The following is a 26,986-nucleotide window of genomic DNA, read 5'->3' as shown; positions in this document are numbered from 1 at the left end:
TGGCCCCACAGGGAGGCGGGGGATACAAAAGGCGGCATACAAAAACAACTACCCGTCGAGGTATGAGACATGAGTGCTGCTTCACTGTATCCGGTGCGTCCCGAGGTGGCTGAGAAGTCGCTGACCAACGAGGCGACCTACAAGGCCATGTACCAGCAGTCGGTGATCAACCCCGACGGCTTCTGGCGCGAGCAGGCTCAGCGCATCGACTGGATCAAGCCGTTCACCAAGGTCAAGCAGACCTCCTTCGACGACCATCACGTCGACATCAAGTGGTTCGCCGACGGCACCCTCAACCTGTCCGCCAACTGCCTGGACCGTCACCTCGCCGAGCGTGGCGACCAGTTGGCGATCATCTGGGAAGGCGACGACCCGTCCGAGCACCGCAACATCACCTACCGCGAGCTGCATGCCGAAGTGTGCAAGTTCGCCAACGCCCTGCGCGGCCAGGATGTGCACCGTGGTGACGTGGTCACCATCTACATGCCGATGATCCCCGAGGCGGTGGTGGCCATGCTGGCCTGTACCCGTATCGGCGCCATCCATTCCGTGGTCTTCGGCGGCTTCTCCCCCGAGGCCCTGGCCGGTCGCATCATCGACTGCAGGTCCAAGGTGGTGATCACCGCCGACGAAGGCCTGCGCGGCGGCAAGAAGACCGCCCTGAAAGCCAATGTCGACGACGCCCTGACCAACCCCGAGACCAGCAGCGTGCAGAAGCTGATCGTGGTCAAGCGCACCGGTTCGGACATCAAGTGGAACCCGCATCGCGACGTCTGGTACGAGGACCTGATGAAGGTCGCCTCCAGCCAGTGCCTGCCGAAGGAAATGGGCGCCGAGGACCCGCTGTTCATCCTCTACACCTCCGGCTCCACCGGTAAGCCCAAGGGCGTGCTGCACACCACCGGCGGCTACCTGGTCTACGCCTCGCTGACCCACGAGCGCGTGTTCGACTACCGCCCGGGCGAAGTCTTCTGGTGCACCGCCGACATCGGCTGGGTCACCGGCCACACCTACCTGGTGTACGGGCCGCTGTCCAACGGCGCCACCACCCTCATGTTCGAGGGCGTGCCGAACTACCCGGACGTCAGCCGCGTCGCCAGGATCATCGACAAGCACAAGGTCAACATCCTCTACACCGCCCCCACCGCCATCCGCGCGATGATGGCCGAGGGCAAGGCCGCCGTGGCCGGTGCCGACGGCTCCAGCCTGCGCCTGCTGGGTTCGGTGGGCGAGCCGATCAACCCGGAAGCCTGGCACTGGTACTACGAGAACGTCGGCCAGTCCCGCTGCCCGATCGTCGACACCTGGTGGCAGACCGAGACCGGCGCCTGCCTGATGACCCCGCTGCCGGGGGCCCACGCCCTCAAGCCGGGCTCCGCCGCGCGGCCTTTCTTCGGCGTGCAGCCGGCCCTGGTGGACAACCTGGGCAACCTGATCGAGGGCGCCGCCGAAGGCAATCTGGTGATCATCGACTCCTGGCCGGGCCAGGCCCGTACCCTGTACGGCGACCACGACCGCTTCGTCGACACCTACTTCAAGACCTTCAAGGGCATGTACTTCACCGGTGACGGTGCCCGTCGCGACGAGGACGGCTACTACTGGATCACCGGCCGCGTCGACGATGTGCTCAACGTCTCCGGCCACCGCATGGGCACCGCCGAGATCGAGAGCGCGATGGTCGCCCACCCGAAGGTCGCCGAGGCTGCCGTGGTCGGCGTCCCCCACGACATCAAGGGGCAGGGCATCTACGTCTACGTCACCCTCAACGCGGGCGTGGAATCCTCCGAGGCGTTGCGCCAGGAGCTCAAGCAGTGGGTGCGCCGCGAGATCGGCCCCATCGCCACGCCGGACGTCATCCAGTGGGCTCCGGGCCTGCCGAAGACCCGCTCGGGCAAGATCATGCGCCGCATCCTGCGCAAGATCGCCGTGGCCGAGTACGACACCCTCGGCGATATCTCCACGCTGGCCGATCCTGGCGTGGTGCAGCACCTCATCGACACCCACCGCACCATGCAGGCCGCCTGACCCGGCGCCCGCGCGCAGCACCCACGCCCCGCCCCGGCCACAAGCCGCGGCGGGGCGTTTTCATTCCTGCCGGGGAGGCTTCGCAGGGTGATGGGGCGGTCTGTGCTTTCTGCTCGTCCGGCGCGTGCCGCGCACCGGGAAATCCAGGCTCCGGAAGCGCCAAGCGACTGATTTATATCGGCGAAGCGACTTTATGCGGAAAGGGGCGGGACCGACCGGTCAGGGTAACGCCGGGGTTGTTACGCGCCGCGCCGAAACGGGGCGAGTGGAAACACTTCGCCTCGAAACGGTGCGCGGAAATGGCTGTTCAGAAAATAAGAAAGAAGATGTAAGCCTTGTACTACAAGGGTTGGCGGATTTATGGCGCGGTAATTGCTTTTTCAATCGGTTTACTGTCTTTTCGCTCCTTGCATATTCGCGAGGGGCTGTCAACCTCCCTCCCCGGGCCGTCCTGGCCTTTTGTAATTTGTTGTCGCATTGAAGAAATATCGACTTTAGGGCTGTCGCTAGAATGCCGCTCACCCGGCCAAGGCCATTTTCCCTGAGATCGATCAAGGTAAACCCGGCGCCTCTTTCTACAATTCATCGCAAGGCCTGGGCATACCCTCACTCTGCCAGCAGAAGCCATACCCATTCGTAGGAGTCAAAAGATGAAGAAGATCGCACTTCTCGGCGCCATGGCGCTTTCCCTGTTGTCGCCGCTGGCTGCTGTGGCCGATGAAGCCAAACCCCTGCGCATCGGTATCGAGGCGGCCTACCCGCCCTTCGCCTACAAGACCCCGGACGGCAAGATCACCGGCTTCGACTACGACATCGGCAACGCCCTGTGCGCCGAGATGAAGGTCGAGTGCAAGTGGATCGAGCAGGAGTTCGACGGCCTGATCCCGGCCCTCAAGGTGCGCAAGTTCGACGCCATCCTGTCGTCGATGACCATCACCGATGAGCGCAAGAAGTCCGTGGACTTCACCGGCAAGTACTACCAGACCCCGATCAAGCTGGCGATGAAGGCCGGCACCGTGATCAACGACCCGCTGGTCGACCTGAAAGGCAAGAAGGTCGGCGTGCAGCGCGCCAGCACCTACGACCGCTTCGCCACCGAGGTTTATGCACCGGCCGGCATCGAAGTGGTGCGCTACAGCTCGCAGAACGAAGTGTTCCTCGACATGACCTCCGGCCGCCTCGACGCGACCCTGGCCGATGCCGTGAACATCGACGACGGTTTCCTCAAGACCGAGGCTGGCAAGGGCTTCGCCCTGGTGGGCCCGGACTACACCGATCCGAAGTACTTCGGGGAGGGCGCCGGCATCGCCGTTCGCAAGGGCGACAAGGCCCTGGCCGACAAGATCACCGCCGCCATCGCCGCCATCCGCGCCAACGGCAAGTACAAGGAAGTGCAGGACAAGTACTTCCAGTTCGACGTGTACGGCAACTGATCGAGACTCCGAGTCACTGAGGCCCTGCCCGGTTTCTCGGTGCCTTGATACGGGTTGCCATTCCCCGGAAGTGGCACAACCAGGACGTTGAGGTCGCCAGCGAGCGACCGCAGCGCCGCGACGCCAGGCTCCACGGTTCGCGGCTAACCTGCAGGTTGTGCCACTTTTTCGTTGCAGCGGTGCTGTCCGGTTCCATCCGGGGCGCTGCATGAGGACCTGAACATGCTCAACGGCTACGGCTCGACCATTCTCGATGGTGCCTGGCTCACCCTTCTGCTGGCCCTGTCGTCCATGTCCATGGCCATCGTCCTGGGCCTGGTCGGCGCGGCGTTCCGCCTGTCGCCGGTGCGCTGGCTGGCGCTGCTGGGCGAGACCTATGCCACGGTGATCCGCGGCATTCCCGACCTGGTGCTGATCCTGCTGATCTTCTACGGCGGCCAGCAGGTGGTGAACATGGTCGCGCCCATGGTCGGCTACGAGGACTACATCGACCTCGACCCGTTCTGGTCCGGGGTCTTCACCCTGGGCTTCATCTTCGGTGCCTACCTGTCCGAGACCTTCCGTGGCGCCTTCATGGCCATCCCCAAGGGCCAGGGCGAGGCCGGCTTCGCCTACGGCATGAATGGCCGCCAGGTGTTCTTCCGCGTGCTGGTGCCGCAGATGATCCGCCTGGCCATCCCCGGCTTCACCAACAACTGGCTGGTACTGACCAAGGCCACCGCGCTGGTCTCGGTGGTCGGCCTGCAGGACATGATGTTCAAGGCCAAGAGCGCCGCGGACGCGACCCGCGAGCCCTTCACCTTCTACCTGGCCGTGGCCGCGCTCTACCTGGTGCTGACCAGCGTTTCCCTGCTGGCCCTGCGCTTCCTGGAAAAACGCTATTCCGCCGGCATCAAGGCCGCCGAGCTGTGATCAAGAGGGCGCACGCGTGATCTTCGACTACAACGTCATCCTGGAAAACCTGCCGCTCTACTTCGGTGGTGTGCTGGTCACCCTCAAGCTCCTGGCGATCTCCCTCGCCCTGGGCCTGCTGGCGGCCGTGCCCCTGGCGCTGATGCGGGTCTCCAAGCAGCCGGCGATCAACTTCCCGGCCTGGCTCTACACCTACGTCATCCGCGGCACCCCGATGCTGGTGCAGCTGTTCCTCATCTACTACGGCCTGGCGCAGTTCGCCTGGGTGCGCGAGAGCGCCCTGTGGCCCTACCTGTCCAACGCGACCTTCTGCGCCTGCCTGGCCTTCGCCATCAACACCAGCGCCTATACGGCCGAGATCCTCGCCGGCAGCATCCGCGCCACGCCCCACGGCGAGATCGAGGCGGCGAAGGCCATCGGCATGTCGCGGGCCAAGCTGTACCGCCGCATCCTGCTGCCCTCGGCCCTGCGCCGTGCGCTGCCGCAGTACAGCAACGAGGTGATCATGATGCTGCACACCACCAGCCTCGCCTCCATCGTCACCCTGATCGACATCACCGGCGCGGCGCGCACCGTGAACTCGCAGTACTACCTGCCGTTCGAGGCGTTCATCACCGCCGGCCTGTTCTACCTGTGCCTGACCTTCATCCTGGTGCGCCTGTTCAAGCTGGCCGAGCGCCGCTGGCTGGCCTACCTGGCCCCGCGCAAGGCCTGACCCATGCAGCGCATCGACCACCTCCTGCCCTGGGGCATTCCCGGCACCCGCCGCGAGCTGACGGTCTTCCGTTTCGGCTCGGGCGAGCGCAAGGCCTATATCCAGGCCTCGCTGCACGCCGACGAGCTGCCGGGCATGCGCGTGGCGGTGGAGCTGAAGAGGCGCCTGGCCGAGCTGGAGGCCGAAGGGCGCCTGGCCGGTGTGATCGAGCTGGTGCCCGTGGCCAACCCCATCGGCCTCGGGCAGATGCTCCAGGCCAACCACCTGGGGCGTTTCGAGCTCGCCAGCGGCAAGAACTTCAACCGTGGCTTCGCCGACCTGGCCGAGCTGGTGGCGCCGATGCTGGAGGGCCGCCTGGGCAGTGACGTGGCGGCCAACGTGCGGTCGATCCGCAACGCCATGCAGGTCGCCCTGGATGGCCTGGCGCCGGCCGCCTCCGAGCTCCAGGGCCTGCAGCGCCTGCTGCTGCGCCACGCCTGCGACGCCGACCTGGTGCTCGACCTGCATTGCGACTTCGATGCGGTGGTGCACCTCTACATGATTCCCCAGCAGGCGGAAGCCTTCCGCCCGCTGGCCGCGCGCCTGGGTGCCGGCGCCATGCTGGTGGCCGAGGATTCCGGCGGCAGTTCGTTCGACGAGGCCTGCTCCATGGCCTGGCTGCGCCTGCAGCGTCGCTTCCCCGATTGCGCCGTTCCGCTGGCCGGCGTGGCGGCGACCGTGGAGCTGGGCGGCATGGCCGACACCGGGCGTGAGCGCGCCGAGGCCAGTTGCGAGGCCATCCTCGCTTTCCTCGCCGGGCAGGGACTGATCAGCGGCGACTGGCCGCCGGCCCCTGCGCCCGGTTGCGAGGTGACGCCCTTCGAGGGCGCCGAATACGCCTGTGCCCCCCATGCCGGGGTGGTGAGTTTCCTGCAGCCGGTGGGGGCGCTGGTCGAGGCGGGTGATCCGCTGTTCGAGGTGATCGACCCCTTGAGCGACCGCCACAGCGTGGTGCGTGCCTCCACCCGCGGCGTGCTGTACGTGCGCGAACGCCTGCGTTTCGCGCAGCCCGGACTGTGGCTGGCCAAGGTGGCCGGCCATGTACCCATTCGTCAGGGACGCTTGTTGAGCGACTGATCCATTCGCATCGAGACCGAGACCATGTACAAACTGGAAGTCCAAGACCTGCACAAGCGCTATGGCAGCCATGAAGTCCTCAAGGGCGTGTCCCTGGCGGCCAAGGCGGGCGATGTGATCAGCATCATCGGCTCGAGCGGCTCGGGCAAGAGCACCTTCCTGCGCTGCATCAACATGCTCGAGCAGCCCCATGGCGGCAAGATCCTGCTCAACGGCGAGGAGCTGAAGCTGGTGGCCAATCGCGATGGCGGCCTCAAGGCGGCCGAGCCCAAGCAGCTGCAGCGCATGCGCTCGCGCCTGGCGATGGTGTTCCAGCACTTCAACCTGTGGTCGCACATGAGCGCCCTGGAGAACGTCATCGAGGCGCCCGTGCACGTGCTCGGCGTGCCGAAGAAGGAAGCCATCGAGAAGGCCGAACACTACCTGGCCAAGGTGGGCGTCGCCCATCGCAAGGACGCCTACCCGGCGCACATGTCCGGCGGCGAGCAGCAGCGTGTGGCGATCGCCCGTGCGCTGGCGGTGGAGCCCGAGGTGATGCTGTTCGACGAGCCCACGTCCGCGCTCGACCCCGAGCTGGTGGGCGAGGTGCTCAAGGTGATGAAGGACCTGGCCACCGAAGGCCGCACCATGGTGGTGGTGACCCACGAGATGGGCTTCGCCCGCGAGGTCTCCAACCAGCTGATCTTCCTGCACAAGGGTGTGGTCGAGGAGACCGGTTGCCCGCGCGAAGTGTTGGCCAATCCGCAATCCGAGCGCCTCAAGCAGTTCCTCTCGGGGAGCCTGAAGTAATTAATGCCAACTGCGGCTAAGCTGCCTGCCATGACTGCCCATCGAATCGGTTTTCTCCTCTGGCCCGGCACCAAGGCCATGACCCTGGCGCTGGCCGAGGAAGCACTTCGTGTCGCCCAGAGGCTGCACCCCGAAGTGGTCTACGAGCTGCATTTCCTCCAGGCCGAGGTGCCCTCCGAGGGTGCCTGGCGCCTGCCCGGCGAGGCCTGGACCGGCCGGCTCGAAGGGCTCACCCGCCTGTTCCTGCTGGCTGACGAGCCGCCCGCGCCGATGTCCGCCGCACTGTCGGCGGCGATCAAGCAGCTGGTGCGTGCCGGCTGCGTGATCGGCGGCCTGTCGGCGGGGGTCTATCCGCTGGCCCAGCTCGGCCTGCTCGACGGTTACCGCGCGGCGGTGCACTGGCGCTGGCAGGACGATTTCACCGAGCGCTTCCCCAAGGTCATCGCCACCAGCCACCTGTTCGACTGGGACCGTGACCGCCTCAGCGCCTGTGGCGGCCTTTCGGTCCTCGACCTGCTGCTGGCGGTGCTGGCTCGCGATCACGGCGCCGAGCTGGCGGGTGCGGTCTCCGAGGAGCTGGTGGTGGAGCGCATCCGCGAGGGCGGCGAGCGCCAGCGCATCCCGCTGCAGAACCGCCTCGGCTCCAGCCACCCGAAGCTCACCCAGGCGGTGCTGCTGATGGAGGCCAACATCGAGGAGCCGCTGACCACCGACGAGATCGCCCAGCATGTGTGCGTGTCGCGTCGCCAGCTGGAACGCATCTTCAAGCAGTACCTCAACCGGGTGCCCAGCCAGTACTACCTGGAGCTGCGCCTGAACAAGGCCCGGCAGATGCTGATGCAGACCAGCAAGTCGATCATCCAGATCGGCCTGTCCTGCGGCTTCTCCTCCGGGCCGCACTTCTCCAGCGCCTACCGCAACTTCTTCGGCGTCACGCCCCGCGAAGACCGCAACCAGCGGCGCAGCGGCGGCCCCTTCGACAACCAGCCGGCACTCGCCGAGCGCGGTTGATCGCGAGCACCGGGCGGGCGTCGTGCCTGCCTGGTGTTCTTCCTTTCTCCTTTCTTCGCATCACCCTGATGCATCGGCCTGTTGGGCCGCGCTGCGCTTGGCGCCAACCTACGAGAACTCAGGTGCGGCGGCGGGGGAGCAGGCAGCGTTCCAGCGCGTCGACTGCACGTTCGAGTTCATCCGGGGTGTAGGCGGCGAAGCCCATGAGGAAGCCTGGCTGCGGAGGGCGCTCGACGTACAGCCCGCTCAGGCCCAGCAGCGCGATGCCCGCATTACGCGCGGCTGCGATGGCGGTGTCTTCCGACAGGTCCCCGGTGAGCAGGCAGGGCATCTGCAATCCCCCGGCGGGAACGCGAGGCTGGATCACCGCGCCCAGCCTGTTCTCCAGCAGCTCCGCGAGGAGGGCCAGGCGTTCGGCATAGAGGGTGCGCATGCCGCGGACGTACGCGCCGAAGTGCCCGCCGCTGATGAAGCGCGCCAGCGTCAGCTGGGCGATGGAGGCGGTATGGCCGTCCTGCAGGGAGCGGGCGGTGGTCATGGGTTCCACCAGGGCCGGCGGCAGCACCAGGTAGCCGATGCGCAGCCCCGGGAACAGCGACTTGGTGAAGGTGCCGATGTAGAGCGTCCGCTCGTGCGCGTCCAGGCCCTGGACGCAGGCGGTGGGCCGGCCCGCGTAGTGGAACTCGCTGTCGTAGTCGTCCTCGATGATCCAGGCCTGCTCCCGCTGGGCCCATTCGATCAGTGCCAGGCGTCGTTCCAGGGACAGGGTCGCGCCGGACGGAAACTGGTGGGAGGGCGTCAGGTACACCGCCCGTGCGGGGTGCGGGTGGGCCAGGAGCGGGTCGACCTGCAGGCCGTCCGCGTCGACGGGGATGGCCTGGCAAACCAGGCCCGCCGCCTCGAAGGCCTTGCGCGCACCGTAGTACACCGGGTCTTCGACGAAGATCCGCTCGCCCGCATCCAGCAACACGTTGGCGCACAGCCCCAGCGCCTGCTGCGAGCTGGTGAGCACCAGCACCTGGTCCGCCGTGGTACGGGCGCCGCGCTCCAGGTTGACGTAGTCGGCGATGGCGCGGCGAAGCGGCTCCAGCCCCTGCGGATCGCCATGCAGCAGGGCCTTCGCGCCGAACTCCTTGAGCGCCTGGCGCTGCAGGCGCTCCCAGGTCTGCAGAGGAAAGGTGCGGGTCTCCGGCACGCCCGGGGCGAAGGGGCGAGGAGTGGGGTGCTCGCGCACGCCGCCCTGGCGCAGCATGGTCTCTCCACGCTTGCTCAGGCCGGCTCCGCCTGCGACCGCCTTGCGTGTACGGCGGGCAGGCCTGCCGGGTGACAGCCGGGTGGCCTCGGCGACGAAGCTGCCACTGCCGACGCGGCGCTCGATGAAGCCTTCGGCATGCAGCTGGCCGTAGGCGGCCTCGATGGTGTCGCGGGAAACGCCGAGGGAGCTGGCCAGCTGGCGTGAGGCGGGCAGCGGCGTGCCCGTCGCCAGGGCGCCGTCCAGTATCAGTTGGCGGAGGGTGCGCTGGATCCGCGCGTGCAGGGGCAGGGGGCTGAGTTCCGGATGGGCCAGCCGGGCCTTGACCGATTCCAGCAGGGCGTACTTGAACAATTGGTCTGCTCTTGATGCATTCATTGGTGGGGATAATCCGGCCAATGGGGCGCTATAAAACCGTCCTGGTCAAGCCTGGCAGGGCCGGTGCGGAGGGCGCCGGCCCCGGTGGTTGACCTGCGGTTCCGGGGGAGAGGCCCGCCGGATCAAGACAGGAGCATTTTCATGACAGCTGTGCAGCAACTCATATCGGTACGCCCCGTGGTGGCGGAGGACTTCGAGAAATGGGCCGGGTACTGGAACAAGTACCAGGAATTCTATGCCGTGGACCTGAGCGCGGAGACCACCCGGGCGACCTGGGCGCGGTTCTTCGATGGCGACGAGCCGGTCCATTGCGCCGTCGCCACGGACGGTGAGCGCATCCATGGCTTCGTCCATTTCGTCTTCCACCGCTCGACCTGGGCCTTGAACGACTTCTGCTACCTGGAGGATCTCTACGTATCGCCCAGCGTGCGGGGCCAGAAGATCGGCAAGGCGCTCATCGAGTACGTGCAGGGGCAGGCCCGGGAAAAACAGTGCGACAGGCTGTACTGGCACACCCAGGAAACCAACACGACCGCCCAGCGGTTGTATGACTGGATCGCCGAGCGGCCGGGCGTGATCGAGTACCGGATGCCGCTTTAGCGGGCGGAGGGTCCCCGTCGCGGAGCCCGTTCGGGCTCCGCGCCACGGGTCTGCGCAAGCAGCCCTTGCGAGTAAGCCGGGACCGCCCGGTTCCGGCAGTTGCCGATCGCCATTCGCGTCGCCCTCCAAGCCTCGCCGGTCATCCGCTGACCGATGCGCTGCGCCTCGTGCGTCCCGTGGCGATCCGCGTTTAAACTGCGCCTTCCCGAAGCTTTCTGTCGCATTTCCGAAAGCCTCGGATTTTCGCGGGTTGGCGCTGTAAGAAGTTGTCGCTTGGCGGCAATGCCAACCCCGAATCTGTCCCTACAATCCTTTCATCACTAGCCGTCCATGGCAGGAGAAACTGATGTCCGTTGAGCATGCGCAGGTCGAGCGCGCCGATTTCGATCAGGTGATGGTTCCCAACTACGCACCCGCCGCCTTCATTCCCGTACGCGGCGAGGGTTCGCGAGTCTGGGACCAGAGTGGCCGCGAACTGATCGATTTCGCCGGCGGTATCGCCGTGAACTCCCTCGGCCATGCTCACCCGGCGCTGGTCAAGGCGCTGACCGACCAGGCCAACAAGATCTGGCACGTCTCCAACGTCTTCACCAACGAGCCGGCCCTGCGCCTGGCCAAGAAGCTGGTGGCCGCCACCTTCGCCGAGCGCGTGTTCCTCGCCAACTCCGGCGCCGAGGCCAACGAGGCCGCGTTCAAGCTGGCCCGTCGCTACGCCCATGACGTCTATGGCCCGCAGAAGCACGAGATCATCTCGGCCACCAACAGCTTCCACGGCCGCACCCTGTTCACCGTGACCGTCGGTGGTCAGCCCAAGTATTCCGACGGCTTCGGCCCCAAGGTGGAGGGCATCACCCATGTGCCCTTCAATGACCTGGACGCGTTGAAGGCCGCCATCTCCGACAAGACCTGCGCCGTGGTGCTCGAGCCCGTGCAGGGCGAAGGCGGCGTGCTGCCGGCCACCCAGGCCTACCTGGAAGGCGCGCGCAAGCTGTGCGACGAGCACAACGCGCTGCTGGTGTTCGACGAAGTGCAGAGCGGCATGGGCCGCAGCGGCAAGCTGTTCGCCTACCAGAACTACGGCGTCACCCCGGACATCCTCTCCAGCGCCAAGAGCCTGGGCGGCGGCTTCCCCATCGGCGCCATGCTGACCACCACCGAGATCGCCAAGCACCTGGTGGTGGGTACTCACGGCACCACCTACGGCGGCAACCCGCTGGCCAGTGCCGTGGCCGAAGCCGTGCTGGACGTGATCAACACCCCGGAAGTGCTCAGCGGCATCAACGCCAAGCACGACCGCTTCAAGACCCGCCTCGAGGCGATCGGCCGGAAGTACGGCATCTTCACCGAAGTGCGTGGCCTCGGCCTGTTGATCGGTGCGGCCCTGTCCGATGCCTGGAAGGGCAAGGCCAAGGACGTGCTCAACGCTGCCGAGAAGGAAGCGGTGATGGTGCTGCAGGCCGGCCCGGACGTGGTGCGTTTCGCGCCCAGCCTGGTGATCCCGGATGCCGACATCGACGAGGGCCTGGATCGCTTCGAGCGCGCCGTGGCCAAGCTGACCCAGGCCTGAGGCCAGGGCGATACGCGGCACAGGGCTGTGCCGCGGTTCCGATTCCAGGGATGAACGTTTTTCATGCGTGATCGGCGGCCGTTGGCCGCCGTTTTCTCCGGCCGACCGTGCATGGGTTGTCCGGAGCCTTTATTGAAGGAGTGACACCATGCTGGTGATGCGCCCCGCGCAAATGGCCGACCTTGCCGATGTTCAGCGCCTGGCTGCGGACAGCCCCGTTGGTGTCACTTCGCTGCCGGACGACGCCGAGCGCCTCGGCGAGAAGATCGCCGCCTCGGAAGCCTCGTTCGCCGCCGAAGTCAGCTTCAACGGCGAGGAGAGCTATTTCTTCGTCCTCGAAGACACCGAGACCGGCCGCCTCGTCGGCTGCTCGGCCATCGTCGCCTCGGCGGGCTTCTCCGAGCCCTTCTACAGCTTCCGCAACGAGACCTTCGTCCACGCCTCGCGCGAGCTGAAGATCCACAACAAGATCCACGTCCTCTCGCTGTGCCACGACCTCACCGGCAACAGCCTGCTGACCAGCTTCTACGTGCAGCGCGAGCTGGTGGGCACCGCCAGCGCCGAGCTCAACTCCCGGGCGCGCCTGATGTTCATGGCCAGCCACCCGGAGCGCTTCGCCGATGCGGTGGTGGTGGAGATCGTCGGCTACAGCGACGACGAGGGCGAGTCGCCGTTCTGGAATGCCGTGGGTCGCAACTTCTTCGACCTGAACTACATCGAGGCGGAGCGCCTGTCGGGCCTCAAGAGCCGCACCTTCCTCGCCGAGCTGATGCCCAACTACCCCATCTACGTGCCGCTGCTGCCGGACGAGGCCCAGGAATCCATGGGCCAGGTGCACCCGCGCGCGCAGATCACCTTCGACATCCTGATGCGCGAAGGCTTCGAGACCGACAACTACATCGACATCTTCGATGGCGGCCCGACCCTGCACGCACGCACCTCCGGCATCCGCTCCATCGCCCAGAGCCGCGTCGTGCCGGTGCGCATCGGCGAGCAGCAGAAGGGTGGCCGCCAGTACCTGGTGAGCAACGGCCTGCTGCAGGACTTCCGTGCCCTGGTGGCCGACCTCGACTGGGTACCCGGCAAGCCGGTGGAACTCAGCCTGGAGATCGCCGAAGCCCTCGGTGTGGGTGAAGGCGCCAGCGTGCGCCTGGTAGCGATTTAAACCGAAGCGCCAAGCGGGGGCCCTGCCGCCCGACTTGCAGCTTGCCGCTTGAAGCTTGCAGCTCTAACGGAGTCTCTATGATCGTTCGTCCCGTACGCAGCGCCGACCTGCCTGCCCTGATCGACCTGGCGCGCAGCACCGGTGCCGGCCTCACCACCCTCCCGGCCAACGAGGAGCGCCTGGCGCATCGCGTGGGCTGGGCGGAGAAGGCCTTCACCGGCCAAGCCGAGCGGGGCGATGCGGACTACCTGTTCGTACTCGAGGACGACGACGGCAAGGTGGTGGGCATCTCCGCCGTGGCCGGCGCCGTCGGCCTGCGCGAGCCCTGGTACAACTACCGTGTCGGGCTCACCGTCAGCGCCTCGCAGGAGCTGAACATCCACCGGCAGATCCCCACCCTGTTCCTGGCCAACGACCTGACCGGCAACTCCGAGCTGTGCTCGCTGTTTCTGCACGCCGGCTACCGCACCGGCCTCAACGGCCGCCTGCTGTCCAAGGCACGCTTCCTGTTCATCGCCGAGTTCCCCGAGCTGTTCGGCGACAAGGTGATCGCCGAGATGCGCGGCATGTCCGACGAGCACGGTGTCTCGCCGTTCTGGGAGAGCCTGGGCCGGCATTTCTTCAAGATGGAATTCTCCCGCGCGGACTACCTCACCGGCGTCGGCAACAAGGCCTTCATCGCCGAGCTGATGCCCAAGTTCCCGCTCTACACCTGCTTCCTCTCCGAGGCGGCGCGGGACGTGATCGGGCGCGTGCACGCCGACACCGAGCCGGCGCTGGCCATGCTCAAGGGCGAGGGCTTCAGCTTCCAGGGCTACGTCGACATCTTCGACGCCGGCCCGGCCATCGAATGCCAGACCGCGAAGATCCGCGCCGTGCAGGACAGCCAGGCGCTGGTGCTGGCCGTGGGCACGCCGGGCGACGATGCCACGCCGTACCTGATCCACAACCGCAAGCGCGAGGATTGCCGCATCACCGCCGCCCCGGCCCGCCTGGCCGCCGGCACCCTGGTGGTCGATGCCGATACCGCCAAGCGTCTGAAACTCTCGGCTGGCGCTTCGGTCCGCGCCGTGCCGCTGTCGGCTAAGGAGTCCGTCAAATGAGCACCCATTACATCGCAGGCGCCTGGCAGGCCGGGCAGGGCGAGGCCTTCGACTCGCTGAACCCGGTCACCCAGGAATCCGTATGGAGCGGCCAGGGCGCCAGCGCCGAGCAGGTCAAGGCCGCCGTGGCCGTCGCCCGCGCCGCCTTCCCGGCCTGGGCCCGCCTGAGCCTGGATGCGCGCATCGCCGTTCTCGAGCGCTTCGCCGCCACCCTCAAGACCCGCGCCGACGAACTGGCGCGCTGCATCGGCGAGGAGACCGGCAAGCCCTTGTGGGAGTCGGCCACCGAGGTGACCACCATGGTCAACAAGGTCGCCATCTCCATCCAGAGCTACCGCGAGCGCACCGGCGAGAAGAGCGGCCCGCTGGCCGACGCCACGGCCGTGCTGCGCCACAAGCCCCACGGCGTGGTCGCCGTGTTCGGCCCCTACAACTTCCCCGGCCACCTGCCCAACGGCCACATCGTGCCCGCGCTGCTGGCCGGTAACGCGGTGGTGTTCAAGCCCAGCGAGCTGACCCCCAAGGTGGCCGAGCTGACGGTCAAGTGCTGGATCGAGGCGGGCCTGCCCGCCGGCGTGCTCAACCTGGTGCAGGGTGCCCGCGAGACCGGCATCGCCCTGGCCGCGAGCGCCGGCATCGACGGCCTGTTCTTCACCGGCTCCAGCCGCACCGGCAACCTGCTGCACCAGCAGTTCGCCGGCCGCCCGGACAAGATCCTGGCGCTGGAGATGGGGGGCAACAACCCGCTGGTGGTGGACGAGGTGGCCGATGTCGACGCGGCCGTCTACACCATCATCCAGTCCGCCTTCATCTCCGCCGGCCAGCGCTGCACCTGCGCCCGCCGCCTGCTGGTGCCGGTCGGCGCCTGGGGCGACGCGCTGCTGGCGCGCCTGGTGGCGGTGGCGGCGAGCATTCAGGTCGGCGCCTTCGACGCCCAGCCGGCACCCTTCATGGGCTCGGTGATCTCCCTGGACGCCGCGCGCCACCTGCTCAAGGCCCAGGAACACCTGATCGCCCAGGGCGCCACGGCGCTGCTGGCCATGTCCCAGCCGCTGGAGACCGCCGCGCTGCTGACCCCCGGCATCCTCGACGTCACCGCCGTGGCCGAGCGCCCGGACGAAGAGTTCTTCGGCCCGCTGCTGCAGGTGATCCGCTACGCCGATTTCGACGCCGCCGTGGCCGAGGCCAACGCCACCCAGTACGGCCTGGCCGCCGGCCTGCTCTCGGACTCCCGCGAGCTGTACCAGCGCTTCTTCATCGAGAGCCGCGCCGGCATCGTCAACTGGAACAAACAACTGACCGGGGCCGCGAGCAGCGCACCCTTCGGGGGCATCGGCGCGTCGGGCAACCACCGCGCCAGCGCCTACTACGCCGCTGACTACTGCGCCTACCCGGTCGCCTCGCTGGAAAGCGAAACCCTTGCCCTGCCTGCAACCCTGACGCCTGGAGTCAGCCTATGAGCGCCCATGAAGTGAACTTCGACGGTCTGGTCGGCCCGACCCACAACTACGGCGGCCTGTCCTACGGCAACGTGGCGTCGCAGAGCAACAGCCAGGCCGTCTCCAGCCCGAAGGAAGCCGCCCTGCAGGGCCTGGCGAAGATGAAGGCGCTGATGGAGATGGGCTTCAAGCAGGGCGTGCTCGCCCCGCAGGAGCGCCCCAACGTCGCTGCGCTGCGCAGCCTCGGCTTCGCCGGGACCGACGCCCAGGTGATCGAGAAGGCCGCCCGTGACGCCATGCCGCTGCTGGCCGCCTGCAGTTCGGCATCGAGCATGTGGACCGCCAACGCCTGCACCGTCAGCCCCAGCGCCGACACCGCGGACGGCCGCGTGCACTTCACCGCTGCCAACCTCAACTGCAAGTTCCACCGCAGCATCGAGCACCCCACCACCAGCCGCGTGCTGGGGGCGATGTTCGCCGACGAGCGCCACTTCGCCCACCACGCCGCGCTGCCGGCGGTGGCGCAGTTCGGTGACGAAGGCGCGGCCAACCACACCCGTTTCTGCAAGGGCTATGGCGAGGCCGGCGTGGAGTTCTTCGTGTTCGGCCGCAGCGCCTTCGACAGCCGCTTCCCGGCGCCCTCGCGCTACCCGGCGCGGCAGACCCTGGAGGCCAGCCAGGCCGTCGCGCGCCTGCACGGGCTGAGCGAGGCCGGCGTGGTCTACGCCCAGCAGAACCCGGCGGTGATCGACCAGGGTGTGTTCCACAACGACGTGATCGCGGTGGGCAATGGCGAGGTGCTGTTCCACCACGAGGACGCCTTCCTCGACACCGACAAGGTGCTGGCCGAGTTGCACGACAAGCTGGGCCGCGTCGGTGGCCGCTTCCAGGCCGTGTGCGTACCGCGTGCGGCGGTGACGGTGGAGGACGCCGTGCGTTCCTACCTGTTCAACAGCCAGCTGCTCAGCCGCGCCGATGGCAGCATGCTGCTGATCGTCCCGGAGGAGTGCCGCAACAACGCACGGGTGTGGAACTACCTGCAGACCCTGACCGCCGAGGACGGCCCGATCCGCGAGGTGAAGGTCTTCGACCTCAAGCAGAGCATGCAGAACGGCGGCGGCCCGGCGTGCCTGCGCCTGCGCGTGGCGCTCAAGGACAACGAGCTGGCAGCGGTCAACCAGGGCGTGATCCTCACCCCTTCGCTCTACGACACCCTGACCGGCTGGGTGGAGAAGCACTACCGTGACCGCCTGAGCGAAACCGACCTGGCTGATCCACAATTGCTCATTGAATGCCGCACGGCATTGGATGAGCTGACGCAGATCCTTAAACTGGGCGCCGTTTATCCGTTTCAACTGAATTGAGCGGCAAGCGCCAAGCGACAAGCTTCAAGTAGAAGCCGCCGCCTACACTTGCCGCTTGTCGCTTACGACTTGGAGCTTTAGTAAATGTCCGACGCCCTGCAACTCATCCTCGAAGACACCGACGGTACCCAGCTCGAAACCTCCTGCACGCGCTTCGCGGTGATGTGGCAGGGCAAGGAGGTCTGGATCCAGACCGCCGGCAACGGCCAGCTGCTGATTGGCGTGGATGTCGAGGAAGGCGATACCGAGTACGCCAACCTGCTGCTGCGCCCGCTGGCGACCAACCTGGTCAGCCTGCAGCTGGAGATGGAGCCGGCCGATGCCGGTGATGACGACGAGGACGGCCATGTGCATGGCCCGGACTGCAACCACGATCATTGAGGACGCGCGGATGTTGGCGCTTGGCAAACTGCTTGAACTGACCTTGGCCGGCCGCGAGCCGACCGAGAAGATTCAACTGACCGCCGAGGGCGCCCGCCTGCACTGGCTGGGCGAGGGGGCCCTGGAAGTCACCCCGCCCGTCCATGCCGACAATGGCATGGACCTGCTGCTCTCCGCCGGCATCCATGGCAACGAGACGGCGCCGATCGAGCTGCTCGACCGCCTGCTGCAGGGTGTCGCCCGGGGCGAGCTCAAGCCCCGCTCGCGCATTCTCTTCCTGCTCGGCAACCCCGAGGCCATGCGTCGCGGCGAACGCTATGTCGAGCAGGACATCAACCGCCTGTTCAATGGCCGCCACGAGCAGACCAGCGGTTTCGAGGCCATGCGCGCCAACGAGCTGGAGCGCCTGGCCGCGGCGTTCTTCATCAAGCCGGGCCGTACCCGCCTGCATTACGACCTGCACACCGCCATCCGGGGCTCGAAGATCGAGCAGTTCGCCCTCTACCCGTACAAGGAAGGGCGCGAGCACTCCCGTCGCGAGCTGGCGCGCCTGGGTGCCGCCGGCATCGAGGCGGTGCTGCTGCAGAACAAGACCGGCATCACCTTCAGCTCCTACACCTATGCCAGCCTGGACGCCGAGGCGTTCACCCTGGAGCTGGGCAAGGCGCGCCCGTTCGGCCAGAACGGCCAGGTCAACCTCGACCTGCTGGAGGCGCGTCTGCGCCTGCTGGTGGAGGGCGCGGAACCGGAAGGCGAGGGCGAGGACCTCGGCCCATTGCAGCTGTTCGCCGTGTCCCGCGAGGTGATCAAGCACAGCGATGCCTTCCAGCTGCACCTGCCGACGGACATCGAGAACTTCAGCGAGCTGCCCATCGGCTACCTGCTGGCCGACGACATCGCCGGCACCCGCTGGGTGATCGAGGAGGAGGGCGCGCGCATCATCTTCCCCAATCCGAAGGTGAAGAACGGCCTGCGCGCCGGCATCCTCATCGTTCCCGCCGAAGTCGACTGACGGGCGCCTGCTTCCCTCCCGGGCTGACGCCCGGGCTACCGCTTCGCCGGCTCTTTCCGAGCTTCGACATTTGCCTACTTGCTCGCCTCGCCGTGCTCCTTTAGGGTCGTTCCCTTACCCAGCCAAGGAGCCCGAGATGGCCGTCATAGACCTGCGCAGCGATACCGTCACCCAACCCACCCCCGGTATGCGCGATGCCATGCAGGCGGCCCCGCTGGGTGATGACGTCTATGGCGAAGACCCGACCGTCAACCTGCTGGAAACCACGCTCGCCGGGCGCCTGGGCTTCGAGGCCGCGCTGTTCGTACCCACCGGCACGATGAGCAACCTGCTGGGGCTGATGGCCCATTGCGAACGCGGCGACGAATACATCGTCGGCCAGCAGGCCCACACCTATAAGTACGAGGGCGGTGGTGCGGCGGTGCTCGGGTCGATCCAGCCGCAGCCCATCGATGGCGAAGCGGATGGCTCCCTCGACCTGGCGAAGGTCGAGGCGGCGATCAAGCAGGACGATTTCCACTTCGCCCGCACCCGCCTGCTGGCGCTGGAGAACACCATGCAGGGCAAGGTCCTGCCCCTGGAATACCTGGCGGCGGCGCGCGAGATGACCCGCCGTCGCGGCCTGGCGCTGCACCTGGACGGCGCCCGCCTGTACAACGCGGCGGTGAAGCAGGGCGTGGATGCCCGCGAGATCACCCGTCACTTCGATTCGGTTTCTGTGTGCCTGTCCAAGGGCCTGGGCGCCCCGATCGGCTCGGTGCTCTGTGGCAGCGCCGTCCTGATCGCCAAGGCGCGGCGCCTGCGCAAGATGGTCGGCGGCGGCATGCGCCAGGCCGGGTTGCTGGCCGCCGCCGGCCTCTACGCCCTGGATCACCAGGTTCAGCGCCTGGCGGACGACCATGCCAACGCCGCGCGCCTGGGCGCCGGGCTGGCCGAACTGGGCTACGGCGTGGAGCCGGTGCAGAGCAACATGGTCTATGTTGATCTGGGCTCGCAGGCGCCGGCGCTCAAGGCGTTCATGGCCCAGCGGGGCATCGTCCTCAGTGCGGCGCCGCGCCTGCGCATGGTCACCCACCTGGACGTCGACGCCGCCGGCATCGAGCGGGTGATCGAGGCGTTCGCCGAGTTTCGTCGCAGCTGATCACTCGATAGCGTTCGATAGTCGCTTTCTATCGCATAAAGGCACTATCCCGCCGGCACAGGGCCTATATAATGCGGCCCTTTGCCGGCGATTCGTGGCCGCAGTTTCCGTGGAAGAACCTATGAAAAGCGCTCAAATCCGTGAAGCCTTCCTGAGCTTCTTCGAAGAGAAGGGGCACACCCGTGTGGCCTCCAGCTCCCTGATCCCGGGCAACGACCCGACCCTGCTGTTCACCAACGCCGGCATGAACCAGTTCAAGGACTGCTTCCTCGGCCTGGAAAAGCGCGCCTACACCCGTGCCACCACCAGCCAGAAGTGCGTACGCGCCGGCGGCAAGCACAACGACCTGGACAATGTCGGCTACACCGCGCGCCACCACACCTTCTTCGAGATGCTGGGCAACTTCAGCTTCGGCGACTATTTCAAGCGTGACGCCATCACCTACGCCTGGGAATTCCTGACCTCGGACAAGTGGCTGAACCTGCCCAAGGAGAAGCTCTGGGTCACGGTCTACGCCAGCGACGACGAGGCCTATGACATCTGGACCAAGGAAGTCGGCATCCCCGCCGAGCGCATGGTCCGCATCGGCGACAACAAGGGCGCGCCGTACGCCTCCGACAACTTCTGGGCGATGGGCGACACCGGCCCGTGCGGCCCCTGCACCGAGATCTTCTACGACCACGGCCCGGACATCTGGGGCGGCCCGCCCGGTTCCCCGGAAGAGGATGGCGACCGCTACATCGAGATCTGGAACAACGTCTTCATGCAGTTCAACCGCACTGCGGACGGCGTGATGCACCCGCTGCCGGCACCGAGCGTGGACACCGGCATGGGCCTGGAGCGCGTCAGCGCCGTGCTGCAGCACGTGAACTCGAACTACGAGATCGACCTGTTCCAGAGCCTGCTGAACGCCGCGGCCAAGGCCATCGGTTGCGCCAACGAAGGCCAGGCTTCGCTGAAGGTGGTCGCCGACCACATCCGTTCCTGCTCCTTCCTGATCGCCGACGGCGTGCTGCCGTCCAACGAAGGCCGTGGCTACGTGCTGCGCCGCATCATCCGCCGCGCCTGCCGCCACGGTAACAAGCTGGGCGCGAAGGGCACCTTCTTCCACCAGATCGTCGCCGCGCTGGTTGGCGAGATGGGCGATGCCTTCCCCGAGCTCAAGCAGCAGCAGGAACACATCGAGCGCGTGCTGAAGACCGAGGAAGAGCAGTTCGCCAAGACCCTGGAGAACGGCCTGAAGATCCTCGAGCAGGACCTGGCCGGCCTCTCCGGCAGCGTCATCCCGGGCGATGTGGTGTTCAAGCTGTACGACACCTACGGCTTCCCTGCGGACCTGACCGCCGACATCGCCCGCGAACGCGAGCTGACCATCGACGAGGAAGGCTTCGAGCGCGAGATGGAGAAGCAGCGCGAGCTGTCCCGTGCCTCCAGTGCCTTCGGCATGGACTACAACAGCCTGGTCAAGGTCGAGGGCGAGACCCGCTTCCTCGGCTACCAGGGGCATTCCGGCTCCGGCCAGATCGTCGCGCTGTTCAAGGACGGCCAGGCGGTCGACAGCCTGAAGGAAGGCGAGGAGGGCGTCGTCGTCCTCGACCAGACCCCGTTCTACGCCGAATCCGGCGGCCAGGTCGGTGACTGTGGCTACCTGGAAGGCGCCGGCGTGCGCTTCGACGTGCGCGACACCACCAAGGCCGGCGGTGCCTTCCTGCATCACGGCGTGGTCGCCCAGGGCAGCCTGAGCGCCGGTGCTTCGGTCAAGGCCGAAGTGGCAGGTGAAGTGCGCCAGGCCACCGCGCTCAACCACTCGGCCACCCACCTGCTGCACGCTGCGCTGCGCCAGGTGCTGGGCGAGCACGTACAACAGAAGGGCTCCCTGGTCGACAGCCAGCGCCTGCGTTTCGACTTCAGCCATTTCGAGGCGATCAAGCCCGAGCAGCTGAAGGCGCTGGAAGACATCGTCAACGCCGAGATCCGCAAGAACAGCGCGGTCGATACCGAGGAAACCGATATCGAGACCGCCAAGGCCAAGGGCGCCATGGCGCTGTTCGGCGAGAAGTACGGTGACCAGGTGCGCGTGCTGAGCATGGGCGACGGCTTCTCCGTCGAGCTGTGCGGCGGTACCCACGTGTCCCGCACCGGCGACATCGGCCTGTTCAAGATCACCAGCGAAGGCGGCGTGGCCGCCGGCGTGCGTCGCATCGAGGCGGTGACCGGTGCGGCAGCGCTGGCCTACCTGAACGGCGCCGAGGAGCAGCTCAAGGAAGCGGCCGGCCTGGTCAAGGGCAGCCGCGACAACCTGCTGGACAAGCTCTCCGCCCTGCTGGAGCGCAACCGCCAGCTGGAGAAGGAGCTGGACCAGCTCAAGGCCAAGGCGGCCAGCGCTGCCGGCAACGACCTCGCGGCTTCGGCCGTCGACGTCAAGGGTGTGAAGGTCCTGGCTGCACGCCTGGACCTGGACGGCGACGCGCTGCTGGCGCTGGTCGACCAGTTGAAGAACAAGCTCGGCCGCGCGGTGATCCTGCTCGGCGGCGCGCTGGAGGGCAAGGTGACACTGGTCGCCGGTGTCACCCAGGACCTGACCGGCCAACTCAAGGCCGGCGATCTGATGAAGCAGGCCGCGGCTGCGGTCGGCGGCAAGGGTGGTGGTCGTCCTGACATGGCCCGTGGCGGCGGTACCGACGCCGCGGCCCTGGAACAGGCCCTGGCCCTGGCCGTACCGTTCGTCGAGCAGGGTTTGTAAGACCCCGCCGCCAACGGCCCGCCCCACGCCCGGCGGGCCTTGGCAGTGTTCTGCGTTGATTGTTTAATGGGCGCCCTTCACGGGATTAGGCGGCTTTTGAAATGGCTTTGATCGTACAGAAGTTTGGGGGGACCTCGGTCGGCACCGTCGAGCGCATCGAGCAGGTGGCCGAGAAGGTCAAGAAATTCCGCGAAGGCGGCGACGACATCGTGGTGGTGGTTTCCGCCATGAGCGGCGAGACCAACCGTCTCATCGACCTGGCCAAGCAGATCAGCGATAAGCCGGTGCCGCGCGAACTGGACGTGATGGTTTCCACCGGCGAGCAGGTGACCATCGCCCTGCTGGCCATGGCGCTGATCAAGCGCGGCGTGCCGGCGGTTTCCTATACCGGCAACCAGGTGCGCATCCTCACCGACAGCGCGCACAACAAGGCCCGCATCCTGCAGATCGACGACCAGAAGATCCGCAGCGACCTCAAGGCGGGTCGCGTGGTGGTGGTCGCCGGCTTCCAGGGCGTGGACGAGCACGGCAACATCACCACCCTCGGCCGTGGCGGCTCCGACACCACCGGCGTGGCCCTGGCGGCGGCGCTGAAGGCCGATGAGTGCCAGATCTATACCGATGTAGATGGCGTCTACACCACCGATCCGCGCGTCGTGCCCCAGGCCAAGCGCCTGGACAAGATCACCTTCGAGGAGATGCTGGAAATGGCCAGCCTCGGCTCCAAGGTGCTGCAGATCCGCTCGGTGGAGTTCGCCGGCAAGTACAACGTCCCGCTGCGCGTGCTGCACAGCTTCCAGGAGGGTCCGGGCACCCTCATTACCCTTGATGAAGAGGAATCCATGGAACAGCCGATCATCTCCGGCATCGCCTTCAATCGCGACGAAGCCAAGCTGACCATCCGTGGCGTACCGGATACTCCCGGCGTTGCCTTCAAGATCCTCGGGCCGATCAGCGCCGCCAATATCGAAGTGGACATGATCGTGCAGAACGTCGCGCACGATAACACCACCGATTTCACCTTCACCGTGCACCGCAACGACTACCAGAACGCGCTGCAGGTGCTGGAGCAGACCGCTCGCGAGATCGGCGCCCGTGAAGTCAGCGGCGATACCAAGATCGCCAAGGTCTCCATCGTCGGTGTCGGCATGCGCTCCCACGCGGGCGTCGCCAGCCGCATGTTCGAGGCCCTGGCCAAGGAAACTATCAATATCCAGATGATCTCCACCTCCGAGATCAAGGTGTCCGTGGTAATCGAGGAGAAGTACCTCGAACTGGCCGTTCGCGCCCTCCACACCGCCTTCGAGCTCGACGCACCCGCCCGACAGGGCGAGTGAGGCATATAACGAAAGGCGCGGCTCACCCCGCGCCTTTTGTCGTTTTTGGTCAGCACTGTTGGAACTTTCCTTTTGCCAGTGCTGGTCAATACTTGGGTGGAGGCCCCTTGATAACGCATGGGGTCGATACCATTTCTTTTTTGCAGACTGTTTTGTCCCTGAACATTAAATCCGTGAGGAGAAAGGAATGCTGATTCTGACTCGCCGGGTCGGAGAGACCCTGATGGTGGGTGACGACGTCACTGTCACCGTGTTAGGCGTGAAAGGTAATCAGGTGCGCATTGGCGTCAACGCCCCGAAGGAGGTAGCCGTGCACCGTGAAGAGATTTACCAGCGCATACAGAAAGAGAAAGACCAGGAACCAAGCCACTAATTTTTCTGCATTTTTTGCTTTGCAAACGGGGAAAACATGGATATCATGCGCCCCGTGTTGCGGAGAGGTGGCCGAGTGGCCGAAGGCGCTCCCCTGCTAAGGGAGTACACCTCAAAAGGGTGTCGGGGGTTCGAATCCCCCCTTCTCCGCCATTATTCAGCGTTATAGAGATGACAGCGGTTAGTTCGGTAAGTTGTTGAAAATTATCGAAAAAGCAGTTGACGAAGGTTTGAGATTCTCTATAATGCGCGCCCTACACGCACTCATAGCTCAGCTGGATAGAGTACCCGGCTACGAACCGGGCGGTCGGAGGTTCGAATCCTCCTGAGTGCGCCATACAGGATGCGACGATCAAGGTCGGCGCATCGGGCAGTAAACCAGTGGTGACCTGGTCTAAAACCACCGAAACGCACTCATAGCTCAGCTGGATAGAGTACCCGGCTACGAACCGGGCGGTCGGAGGTTCGAATCCTCCTGAGTGCGCCATACAAGAGAAGGGCCTGCAGCAATGCAGGCCCTTTTTCTTTGTGTCTGAAAAAAGGCTGGCAATGATCCGCGGTCGGGTCGGATGATCTGGCAGCTGCAAGCTGCAAGCTGCAAGCTGCAAGCTGCAAGCTGCAAGCTGCAAGCTGCAAGCTGCAAGCTGCAAGCTGCAAGCTGCAAGCCGAAAGCCGAAAGCCGAAAGCTACAAGCGCTGCCTCCTCACAGCCTCCAGGGCTCGCTTTGGCGCGTTGCTGCGTGGGGTGATGGGTGGCAGTAATGAAAAAGCCCGGCATTCGCCGGGCTTTGCGTAAGAGGGAGGAGGAGGGCTCAGAGCAGCACGGAGTACCAGAACACCCGGCCGATGATATTGATGTGCTCGTTGGCTTCGCTGGCCTCGTAGCGTTCGTCGGGGTGCTCGTCGCTGTTGAAGCTGCGCACGCGCAGGCCGCCCCCGGGGAGGCGGTAGAGCAGCTTCACGCGCAGCTGGCCGTCATGGTCGAAGGCGTACATGTCGCCATCCCTGATGGTGCGTGCGCTGGTGTCGACGCCCACGGTGCTGCCGTCGGGCAGGACGGGCTCCATGCTGTTGCCGTTTACCGTCACGCAAGCCGCGCTGGCGGCATCGATGTTCTTCTTGCGCAGCGAGTATTTGCCGAAGCGCAGCTTGCGGCCGGTGGTCTGCAGCACGACCGTGCTGCCCTTGCCGCCGGACAGCTCCACCTCCTTGTAGAAGGGCAGCTCGATCTCGTCGGCATCCAGTGGCGTGTCGTCGTCCCAGGACTCCACGCCGCCGAACCAGTCCGCATTGCCAGGTTGTCGATTCATCCGGCCTTCGAGCATCTCTCCACGGCCTTCCGCGAGCCAGCGTGGGCTGACGCCGCAAATGGTGGCGATCTGGGTGGCGAAGCTGGTCGCGCGCGATTTGCCGCGTTCCAGGTCGGATATAGAGGTCTGTGTCATGCCGGCTGCGCTTGCGAGCTGTACCTGGCTCAGGTTGGCGTGCTTGCGGGCGGCCTTGATGCGGTCTTTGAGTTCCATGGGCGCAGAATAAGGGCGGACCTATGTCAATGCAAGTGCATAAATATAGATACTCCTATATAATTGGCACCAGAATTCGGCTGTCCCGCAGCGCCGCATCGAGTCCCATTGCGACTCGGGCGAGCGGCGGAGCGGGGCGGCTTTCATCGTTCAGCCGGCCAGGGGGTCGGCCCATGGGAAGGGAAAATACAATGTTCCAGACTACAGAACAGGCGCTGGCGGTTGCTTACTGGATGGCTGAGCACAAGGCCGGCCCGCGTTCGTCGACGGCGATGGCCATCGACGTGCTGCGCGAACGTTTCGATACCAGCTTCGTCAGCAAGCTGCCCAGCGGCTTGAGCCCGCACGAGTGGCAGGCGCAGTCGGTGATGACCATCCGCTTCGCCCAGCGTCTGCTGGCCGAGCACCCGCTGGAACTGGCGGTGGTGCAGGCCGAGTACGCGCATGGCCGTGATTTCGTGGTGGCGATCGCCGCCCTGCGTGACTGGCTTCGCCCGCAGGCCGACTCGGCCGAACAGCGTGCTGCCCTCGCACTGTTGATGCGTATGTTCCGCCGCCCGCCGCACAGCATTCGCGAGGTCGAGCGGCTCACCGGGCTGTCCAAGAGCACCCTGCATCGCTGGGACCAGGACTGGCGCACCAAGGTCGCCGGCAAGCTGCGTGATGCCGTTGCGCGCCTGGAAGCACCCATGTCCAGCGCGGGGATCGTGGTTGCACATTGATGAGGAAAAATTTCTTTTAAAAAATGGCTTTTCCCATATTGACGATATGGGACGATAAAGGTAAGATAGCTCCAAGATCGAAATCAAACCAACTGAAGCCCGCACATCGCGGGCTTCGGCGTTTCTGGGCCTGGCGAAAACCGCACGGCCTTCAAGAAAGGAGTCTTCCATGACCGAGCCAAGTATTGCGGTCGCCATGGCAGGCGGGGTGGCTGGCGCCGGTGTCGCGATGATCGTGCCCGGTGTCGATGGCAATGCACTGATCGGCGGCTTCGGCGGCGCGATCTTCTTCGTAGTGTTCGCCCGTGACTATCAACCGCTTACCCGTGTGGGCTACCTGCTGGTGTCCTGGGTCGGCGGTTACTACACCGCCGTCGAGGCGGTCAGTCGCGGTATTTCGCAGACCAGCGGGGCGGTCGCCTTCGTCGCCGCGACGCTCTGCGTGACGGCGGGCGTCGGCCTGCTGGAATGGATGCGCGGCGGTCAGCTGCCGTCCTGGTTGCGGACGATCCTGCGGCGCGGAGCGGGAGGCAAGGATGGATGATCCATTGGCCACCGGCACCCTCGTGGTCTGCGCGGCGATCTGCTTGCGACTGCTGACCTACCGGCGGCGTGGCTCACGCTTCCGCCCCGGCGTTTCACTCTGCGCCTACCTGTTGGCGCTCTGCACGGGCTGCCAGGCGCTGACCATCGCCATTGGGCGTTACCAGGGCGAGCACCTCTCGCCCTGGATGCTCGGCGTCCTGCTGATCCTGCTGTTTCTGGTGCTCCGGGCCCGCGGCAATCTCGCGCGGATCATGCACCTGGGCTGATCGCCCTCAGTTTCCAACCTATCCACCGCGACCCGAGAGGCAGCGGCGCGCATACCTGCGCGTCGCTCGCCGGGT

24 protein-coding genes and 3 tRNA genes are annotated in these 26,986 nt (G+C 66.0%); 25 read left to right on the top strand and 2 right to left on the bottom strand.

From position 1 onward, the window contains the following. Window positions 1–69 precede the first annotated feature (69 nt). From acs to argR, 7 genes are all read left to right on the top strand, one after another. A complete protein-coding gene (gene acs / locus HSX14_RS21435) occupies window positions 70–2,025 on the top strand; it encodes an acetate--CoA ligase (RefSeq protein ID WP_173172294.1) in 1,956 nt (651 codons plus the stop codon). Window positions 2,026–2,675: 650 nt separating this feature from the next. Next, the gene (locus tag HSX14_RS21430) at window positions 2,676–3,458 is read left to right on the top strand and encodes an ABC transporter substrate-binding protein (protein ID WP_021218460.1); all 783 of its coding nucleotides are present in this window, start codon (window positions 2,676–2,678) and stop codon (window positions 3,456–3,458) included. Window positions 3,459–3,680: 222 nt separating this feature from the next. Then, entirely contained in the window at window positions 3,681–4,370 is a 690-nt protein-coding gene (locus HSX14_RS21425; RefSeq protein WP_173172296.1) for an ABC transporter permease, read from the top strand. A 16-nt stretch (window positions 4,371–4,386) separates the two neighbouring features. Beyond that, entirely contained in the window at window positions 4,387–5,085 is a 699-nt protein-coding gene (locus HSX14_RS21420; RefSeq protein ID WP_111261873.1) for an ABC transporter permease, read from the top strand. Between the two features lie 3 nt (window positions 5,086–5,088). Continuing rightward, on the top strand, window positions 5,089–6,201 hold the full coding sequence (locus HSX14_RS21415; RefSeq protein WP_173172298.1) for a succinylglutamate desuccinylase/aspartoacylase family protein: 1,113 nt from the start codon (window positions 5,089–5,091) through the stop codon (window positions 6,199–6,201). A 24-nt stretch (window positions 6,202–6,225) separates the two neighbouring features. Then, on the top strand, window positions 6,226–6,990 hold the full coding sequence (locus HSX14_RS21410; RefSeq protein ID WP_021218464.1) for an ABC transporter ATP-binding protein: 765 nt from the start codon (window positions 6,226–6,228) through the stop codon (window positions 6,988–6,990). A 30-nt stretch (window positions 6,991–7,020) separates the two neighbouring features. Then, entirely contained in the window at window positions 7,021–8,001 is a 981-nt protein-coding gene (argR, locus tag HSX14_RS21405) for a transcriptional regulator ArgR (protein ID WP_173172300.1), read from the top strand. Between the two features lie 118 nt (window positions 8,002–8,119). Here argR and pdxR read toward each other — a convergent pair whose 3' ends face one another. Beyond that, a complete protein-coding gene (pdxR, locus tag HSX14_RS21400) occupies window positions 8,120–9,607 on the bottom strand; it encodes a MocR-like pyridoxine biosynthesis transcription factor PdxR (RefSeq protein WP_173172302.1) in 1,488 nt (495 codons plus the stop codon). A 165-nt stretch (window positions 9,608–9,772) separates the two neighbouring features. On the opposite strand from pdxR, the gene HSX14_RS21395 reads away from it, so the two are divergent. The 15 genes from HSX14_RS21395 to HSX14_RS21325 all read left to right on the top strand — a co-directional run bounded on the left by HSX14_RS21395 (window position 9,773) and on the right by HSX14_RS21325 (window position 24,342). After that, window positions 9,773–10,231, top strand: a complete 459-nt coding sequence (locus HSX14_RS21395) for a GNAT family N-acetyltransferase (RefSeq protein ID WP_173172304.1) — start codon at window positions 9,773–9,775, stop codon at window positions 10,229–10,231. Between the two features lie 346 nt (window positions 10,232–10,577). After that, entirely contained in the window at window positions 10,578–11,798 is a 1,221-nt protein-coding gene (locus tag HSX14_RS21390; RefSeq protein ID WP_173172306.1) for an aspartate aminotransferase family protein, read from the top strand. 148 nt (window positions 11,799–11,946) lie between these two features. Beyond that, window positions 11,947–12,963, top strand: a complete 1,017-nt coding sequence (gene aruF / locus HSX14_RS21385; RefSeq protein WP_111261879.1) for an arginine/ornithine succinyltransferase subunit alpha — start codon at window positions 11,947–11,949, stop codon at window positions 12,961–12,963. A 77-nt stretch (window positions 12,964–13,040) separates the two neighbouring features. After that, entirely contained in the window at window positions 13,041–14,066 is a 1,026-nt protein-coding gene (gene astA / locus HSX14_RS21380; RefSeq protein ID WP_111261880.1) for an arginine N-succinyltransferase, read from the top strand. Beyond that, on the top strand, window positions 14,063–15,526 hold the full coding sequence (gene astD / locus HSX14_RS21375) for a succinylglutamate-semialdehyde dehydrogenase (RefSeq protein WP_173172308.1): 1,464 nt from the start codon (window positions 14,063–14,065) through the stop codon (window positions 15,524–15,526). Before astA ends, astD begins: the two co-directional genes overlap by 4 nt. Then, complete coding sequence (astB, locus tag HSX14_RS21370) at window positions 15,523–16,869, top strand: N-succinylarginine dihydrolase (RefSeq protein WP_173172310.1); 1,347 nt, start codon at window positions 15,523–15,525, stop codon at window positions 16,867–16,869. The genes astD and astB overlap by 4 nt, the downstream gene beginning before the upstream one ends. Window positions 16,870–16,953: 84 nt before the next feature. Next, a complete protein-coding gene (locus HSX14_RS21365; RefSeq protein ID WP_021218473.1) occupies window positions 16,954–17,250 on the top strand; it encodes a hypothetical protein in 297 nt (98 codons plus the stop codon). A gap of 10 nt (window positions 17,251–17,260) precedes the next feature. Further along, complete coding sequence (gene astE, locus HSX14_RS21360; protein WP_173172312.1) at window positions 17,261–18,262, top strand: succinylglutamate desuccinylase; 1,002 nt, start codon at window positions 17,261–17,263, stop codon at window positions 18,260–18,262. Window positions 18,263–18,398: 136 nt separating this feature from the next. Continuing rightward, the gene (ltaE, locus tag HSX14_RS21355; protein ID WP_173172314.1) at window positions 18,399–19,403 is read left to right on the top strand and encodes a low-specificity L-threonine aldolase; all 1,005 of its coding nucleotides are present in this window, start codon (window positions 18,399–18,401) and stop codon (window positions 19,401–19,403) included. A 121-nt stretch (window positions 19,404–19,524) separates the two neighbouring features. Beyond that, entirely contained in the window at window positions 19,525–22,146 is a 2,622-nt protein-coding gene (gene alaS, locus HSX14_RS21350; RefSeq protein WP_173172316.1) for an alanine--tRNA ligase, read from the top strand. 101 nt (window positions 22,147–22,247) lie between these two features. Continuing rightward, window positions 22,248–23,483: an aspartate kinase gene (locus tag HSX14_RS21345; protein WP_111261886.1), complete on the top strand. Its 1,236-nt coding sequence runs from the start codon at window positions 22,248–22,250 to the stop codon at window positions 23,481–23,483. A 187-nt stretch (window positions 23,484–23,670) separates the two neighbouring features. Then, the gene (gene csrA, locus HSX14_RS21340; RefSeq protein WP_003283978.1) at window positions 23,671–23,856 is read left to right on the top strand and encodes a carbon storage regulator CsrA; all 186 of its coding nucleotides are present in this window, start codon (window positions 23,671–23,673) and stop codon (window positions 23,854–23,856) included. Between the two features lie 61 nt (window positions 23,857–23,917). After that, window positions 23,918–24,008: transfer RNA gene (locus tag HSX14_RS21335), tRNA-Ser, on the top strand. Between the two features lie 107 nt (window positions 24,009–24,115). Then, window positions 24,116–24,192, top strand: a tRNA-Arg gene (locus tag HSX14_RS21330). Window positions 24,193–24,265: 73 nt separating this feature from the next. Further along, window positions 24,266–24,342, top strand: a tRNA-Arg gene (locus HSX14_RS21325). Window positions 24,343–24,666: 324 nt separating this feature from the next. Here HSX14_RS21325 and HSX14_RS21320 read toward each other — a convergent pair. Then, window positions 24,667–25,377 (bottom strand): XRE family transcriptional regulator, encoded by a 711-nt coding sequence (locus HSX14_RS21320; RefSeq protein WP_173172318.1) that lies wholly within the window; start codon window positions 25,375–25,377, stop codon window positions 24,667–24,669. Window positions 25,378–25,568: 191 nt separating this feature from the next. Here HSX14_RS21320 and HSX14_RS21315 point away from each other — a divergent pair, with 191 nt between their 5' ends. The 3 genes from HSX14_RS21315 (at window position 25,569) to HSX14_RS21305 (ending at window position 26,911) form a co-directional block, all read left to right on the top strand. Continuing rightward, window positions 25,569–26,099: a hypothetical protein gene (locus tag HSX14_RS21315; RefSeq protein WP_173172321.1), complete on the top strand. Its 531-nt coding sequence runs from the start codon at window positions 25,569–25,571 to the stop codon at window positions 26,097–26,099. Between the two features lie 169 nt (window positions 26,100–26,268). Then, on the top strand, window positions 26,269–26,643 hold the full coding sequence (locus HSX14_RS21310; protein ID WP_111261889.1) for a putative holin: 375 nt from the start codon (window positions 26,269–26,271) through the stop codon (window positions 26,641–26,643). Beyond that, window positions 26,636–26,911, top strand: a complete 276-nt coding sequence (locus tag HSX14_RS21305; protein WP_173172323.1) for a phage holin family protein — start codon at window positions 26,636–26,638, stop codon at window positions 26,909–26,911. Before HSX14_RS21310 ends, HSX14_RS21305 begins: the two co-directional genes overlap by 8 nt. The last annotated feature ends 75 nt before the right edge of the window (window positions 26,912–26,986 follow it).

It is taken from the genome of Pseudomonas tohonis, from assembly GCF_012767755.2.
Taxonomy (GTDB): Bacteria; Pseudomonadota; Gammaproteobacteria; order Pseudomonadales; family Pseudomonadaceae; genus Metapseudomonas; species Metapseudomonas tohonis.
This window is presented reverse-complemented; position numbering and strand designations above follow the sequence as displayed.

Coding starts and splice junctions, on each gene's coding strand:
- acs (WP_173172294.1), top strand. CDS start 70: ATGAGTGCTGCTTCACTGTATCCGGTGCGTCCCGAGGTGGCTGAGAAG.
- HSX14_RS21430 (WP_021218460.1), top strand. CDS start 2,676: ATGAAGAAGATCGCACTTCTCGGCGCCATGGCGCTTTCCCTGTTGTCG.
- HSX14_RS21425 (WP_173172296.1), top strand. CDS start 3,681: ATGCTCAACGGCTACGGCTCGACCATTCTCGATGGTGCCTGGCTCACC.
- HSX14_RS21415 (WP_173172298.1), top strand. CDS start 5,089: ATGCAGCGCATCGACCACCTCCTGCCCTGGGGCATTCCCGGCACCCGC.
- HSX14_RS21410 (WP_021218464.1), top strand. CDS start 6,226: ATGTACAAACTGGAAGTCCAAGACCTGCACAAGCGCTATGGCAGCCAT.
- argR (WP_173172300.1), top strand. CDS start 7,021: ATGACTGCCCATCGAATCGGTTTTCTCCTCTGGCCCGGCACCAAGGCC.
- HSX14_RS21395 (WP_173172304.1), top strand. CDS start 9,773: ATGACAGCTGTGCAGCAACTCATATCGGTACGCCCCGTGGTGGCGGAG.
- HSX14_RS21390 (WP_173172306.1), top strand. CDS start 10,578: ATGTCCGTTGAGCATGCGCAGGTCGAGCGCGCCGATTTCGATCAGGTG.
- aruF (WP_111261879.1), top strand. CDS start 11,947: ATGCTGGTGATGCGCCCCGCGCAAATGGCCGACCTTGCCGATGTTCAG.
- astA (WP_111261880.1), top strand. CDS start 13,041: ATGATCGTTCGTCCCGTACGCAGCGCCGACCTGCCTGCCCTGATCGAC.
- astD (WP_173172308.1), top strand. CDS start 14,063: ATGAGCACCCATTACATCGCAGGCGCCTGGCAGGCCGGGCAGGGCGAG.
- astB (WP_173172310.1), top strand. CDS start 15,523: ATGAGCGCCCATGAAGTGAACTTCGACGGTCTGGTCGGCCCGACCCAC.
- HSX14_RS21365 (WP_021218473.1), top strand. CDS start 16,954: ATGTCCGACGCCCTGCAACTCATCCTCGAAGACACCGACGGTACCCAG.
- astE (WP_173172312.1), top strand. CDS start 17,261: ATGTTGGCGCTTGGCAAACTGCTTGAACTGACCTTGGCCGGCCGCGAG.
- ltaE (WP_173172314.1), top strand. CDS start 18,399: ATGGCCGTCATAGACCTGCGCAGCGATACCGTCACCCAACCCACCCCC.
- alaS (WP_173172316.1), top strand. CDS start 19,525: ATGAAAAGCGCTCAAATCCGTGAAGCCTTCCTGAGCTTCTTCGAAGAG.
- HSX14_RS21345 (WP_111261886.1), top strand. CDS start 22,248: ATGGCTTTGATCGTACAGAAGTTTGGGGGGACCTCGGTCGGCACCGTC.
- csrA (WP_003283978.1), top strand. CDS start 23,671: ATGCTGATTCTGACTCGCCGGGTCGGAGAGACCCTGATGGTGGGTGAC.
- HSX14_RS21320 (WP_173172318.1), bottom strand. CDS start 25,377: ATGGAACTCAAAGACCGCATCAAGGCCGCCCGCAAGCACGCCAACCTG.
- HSX14_RS21315 (WP_173172321.1), top strand. CDS start 25,569: ATGTTCCAGACTACAGAACAGGCGCTGGCGGTTGCTTACTGGATGGCT.
- HSX14_RS21310 (WP_111261889.1), top strand. CDS start 26,269: ATGACCGAGCCAAGTATTGCGGTCGCCATGGCAGGCGGGGTGGCTGGC.
- HSX14_RS21305 (WP_173172323.1), top strand. CDS start 26,636: ATGGATGATCCATTGGCCACCGGCACCCTCGTGGTCTGCGCGGCGATC.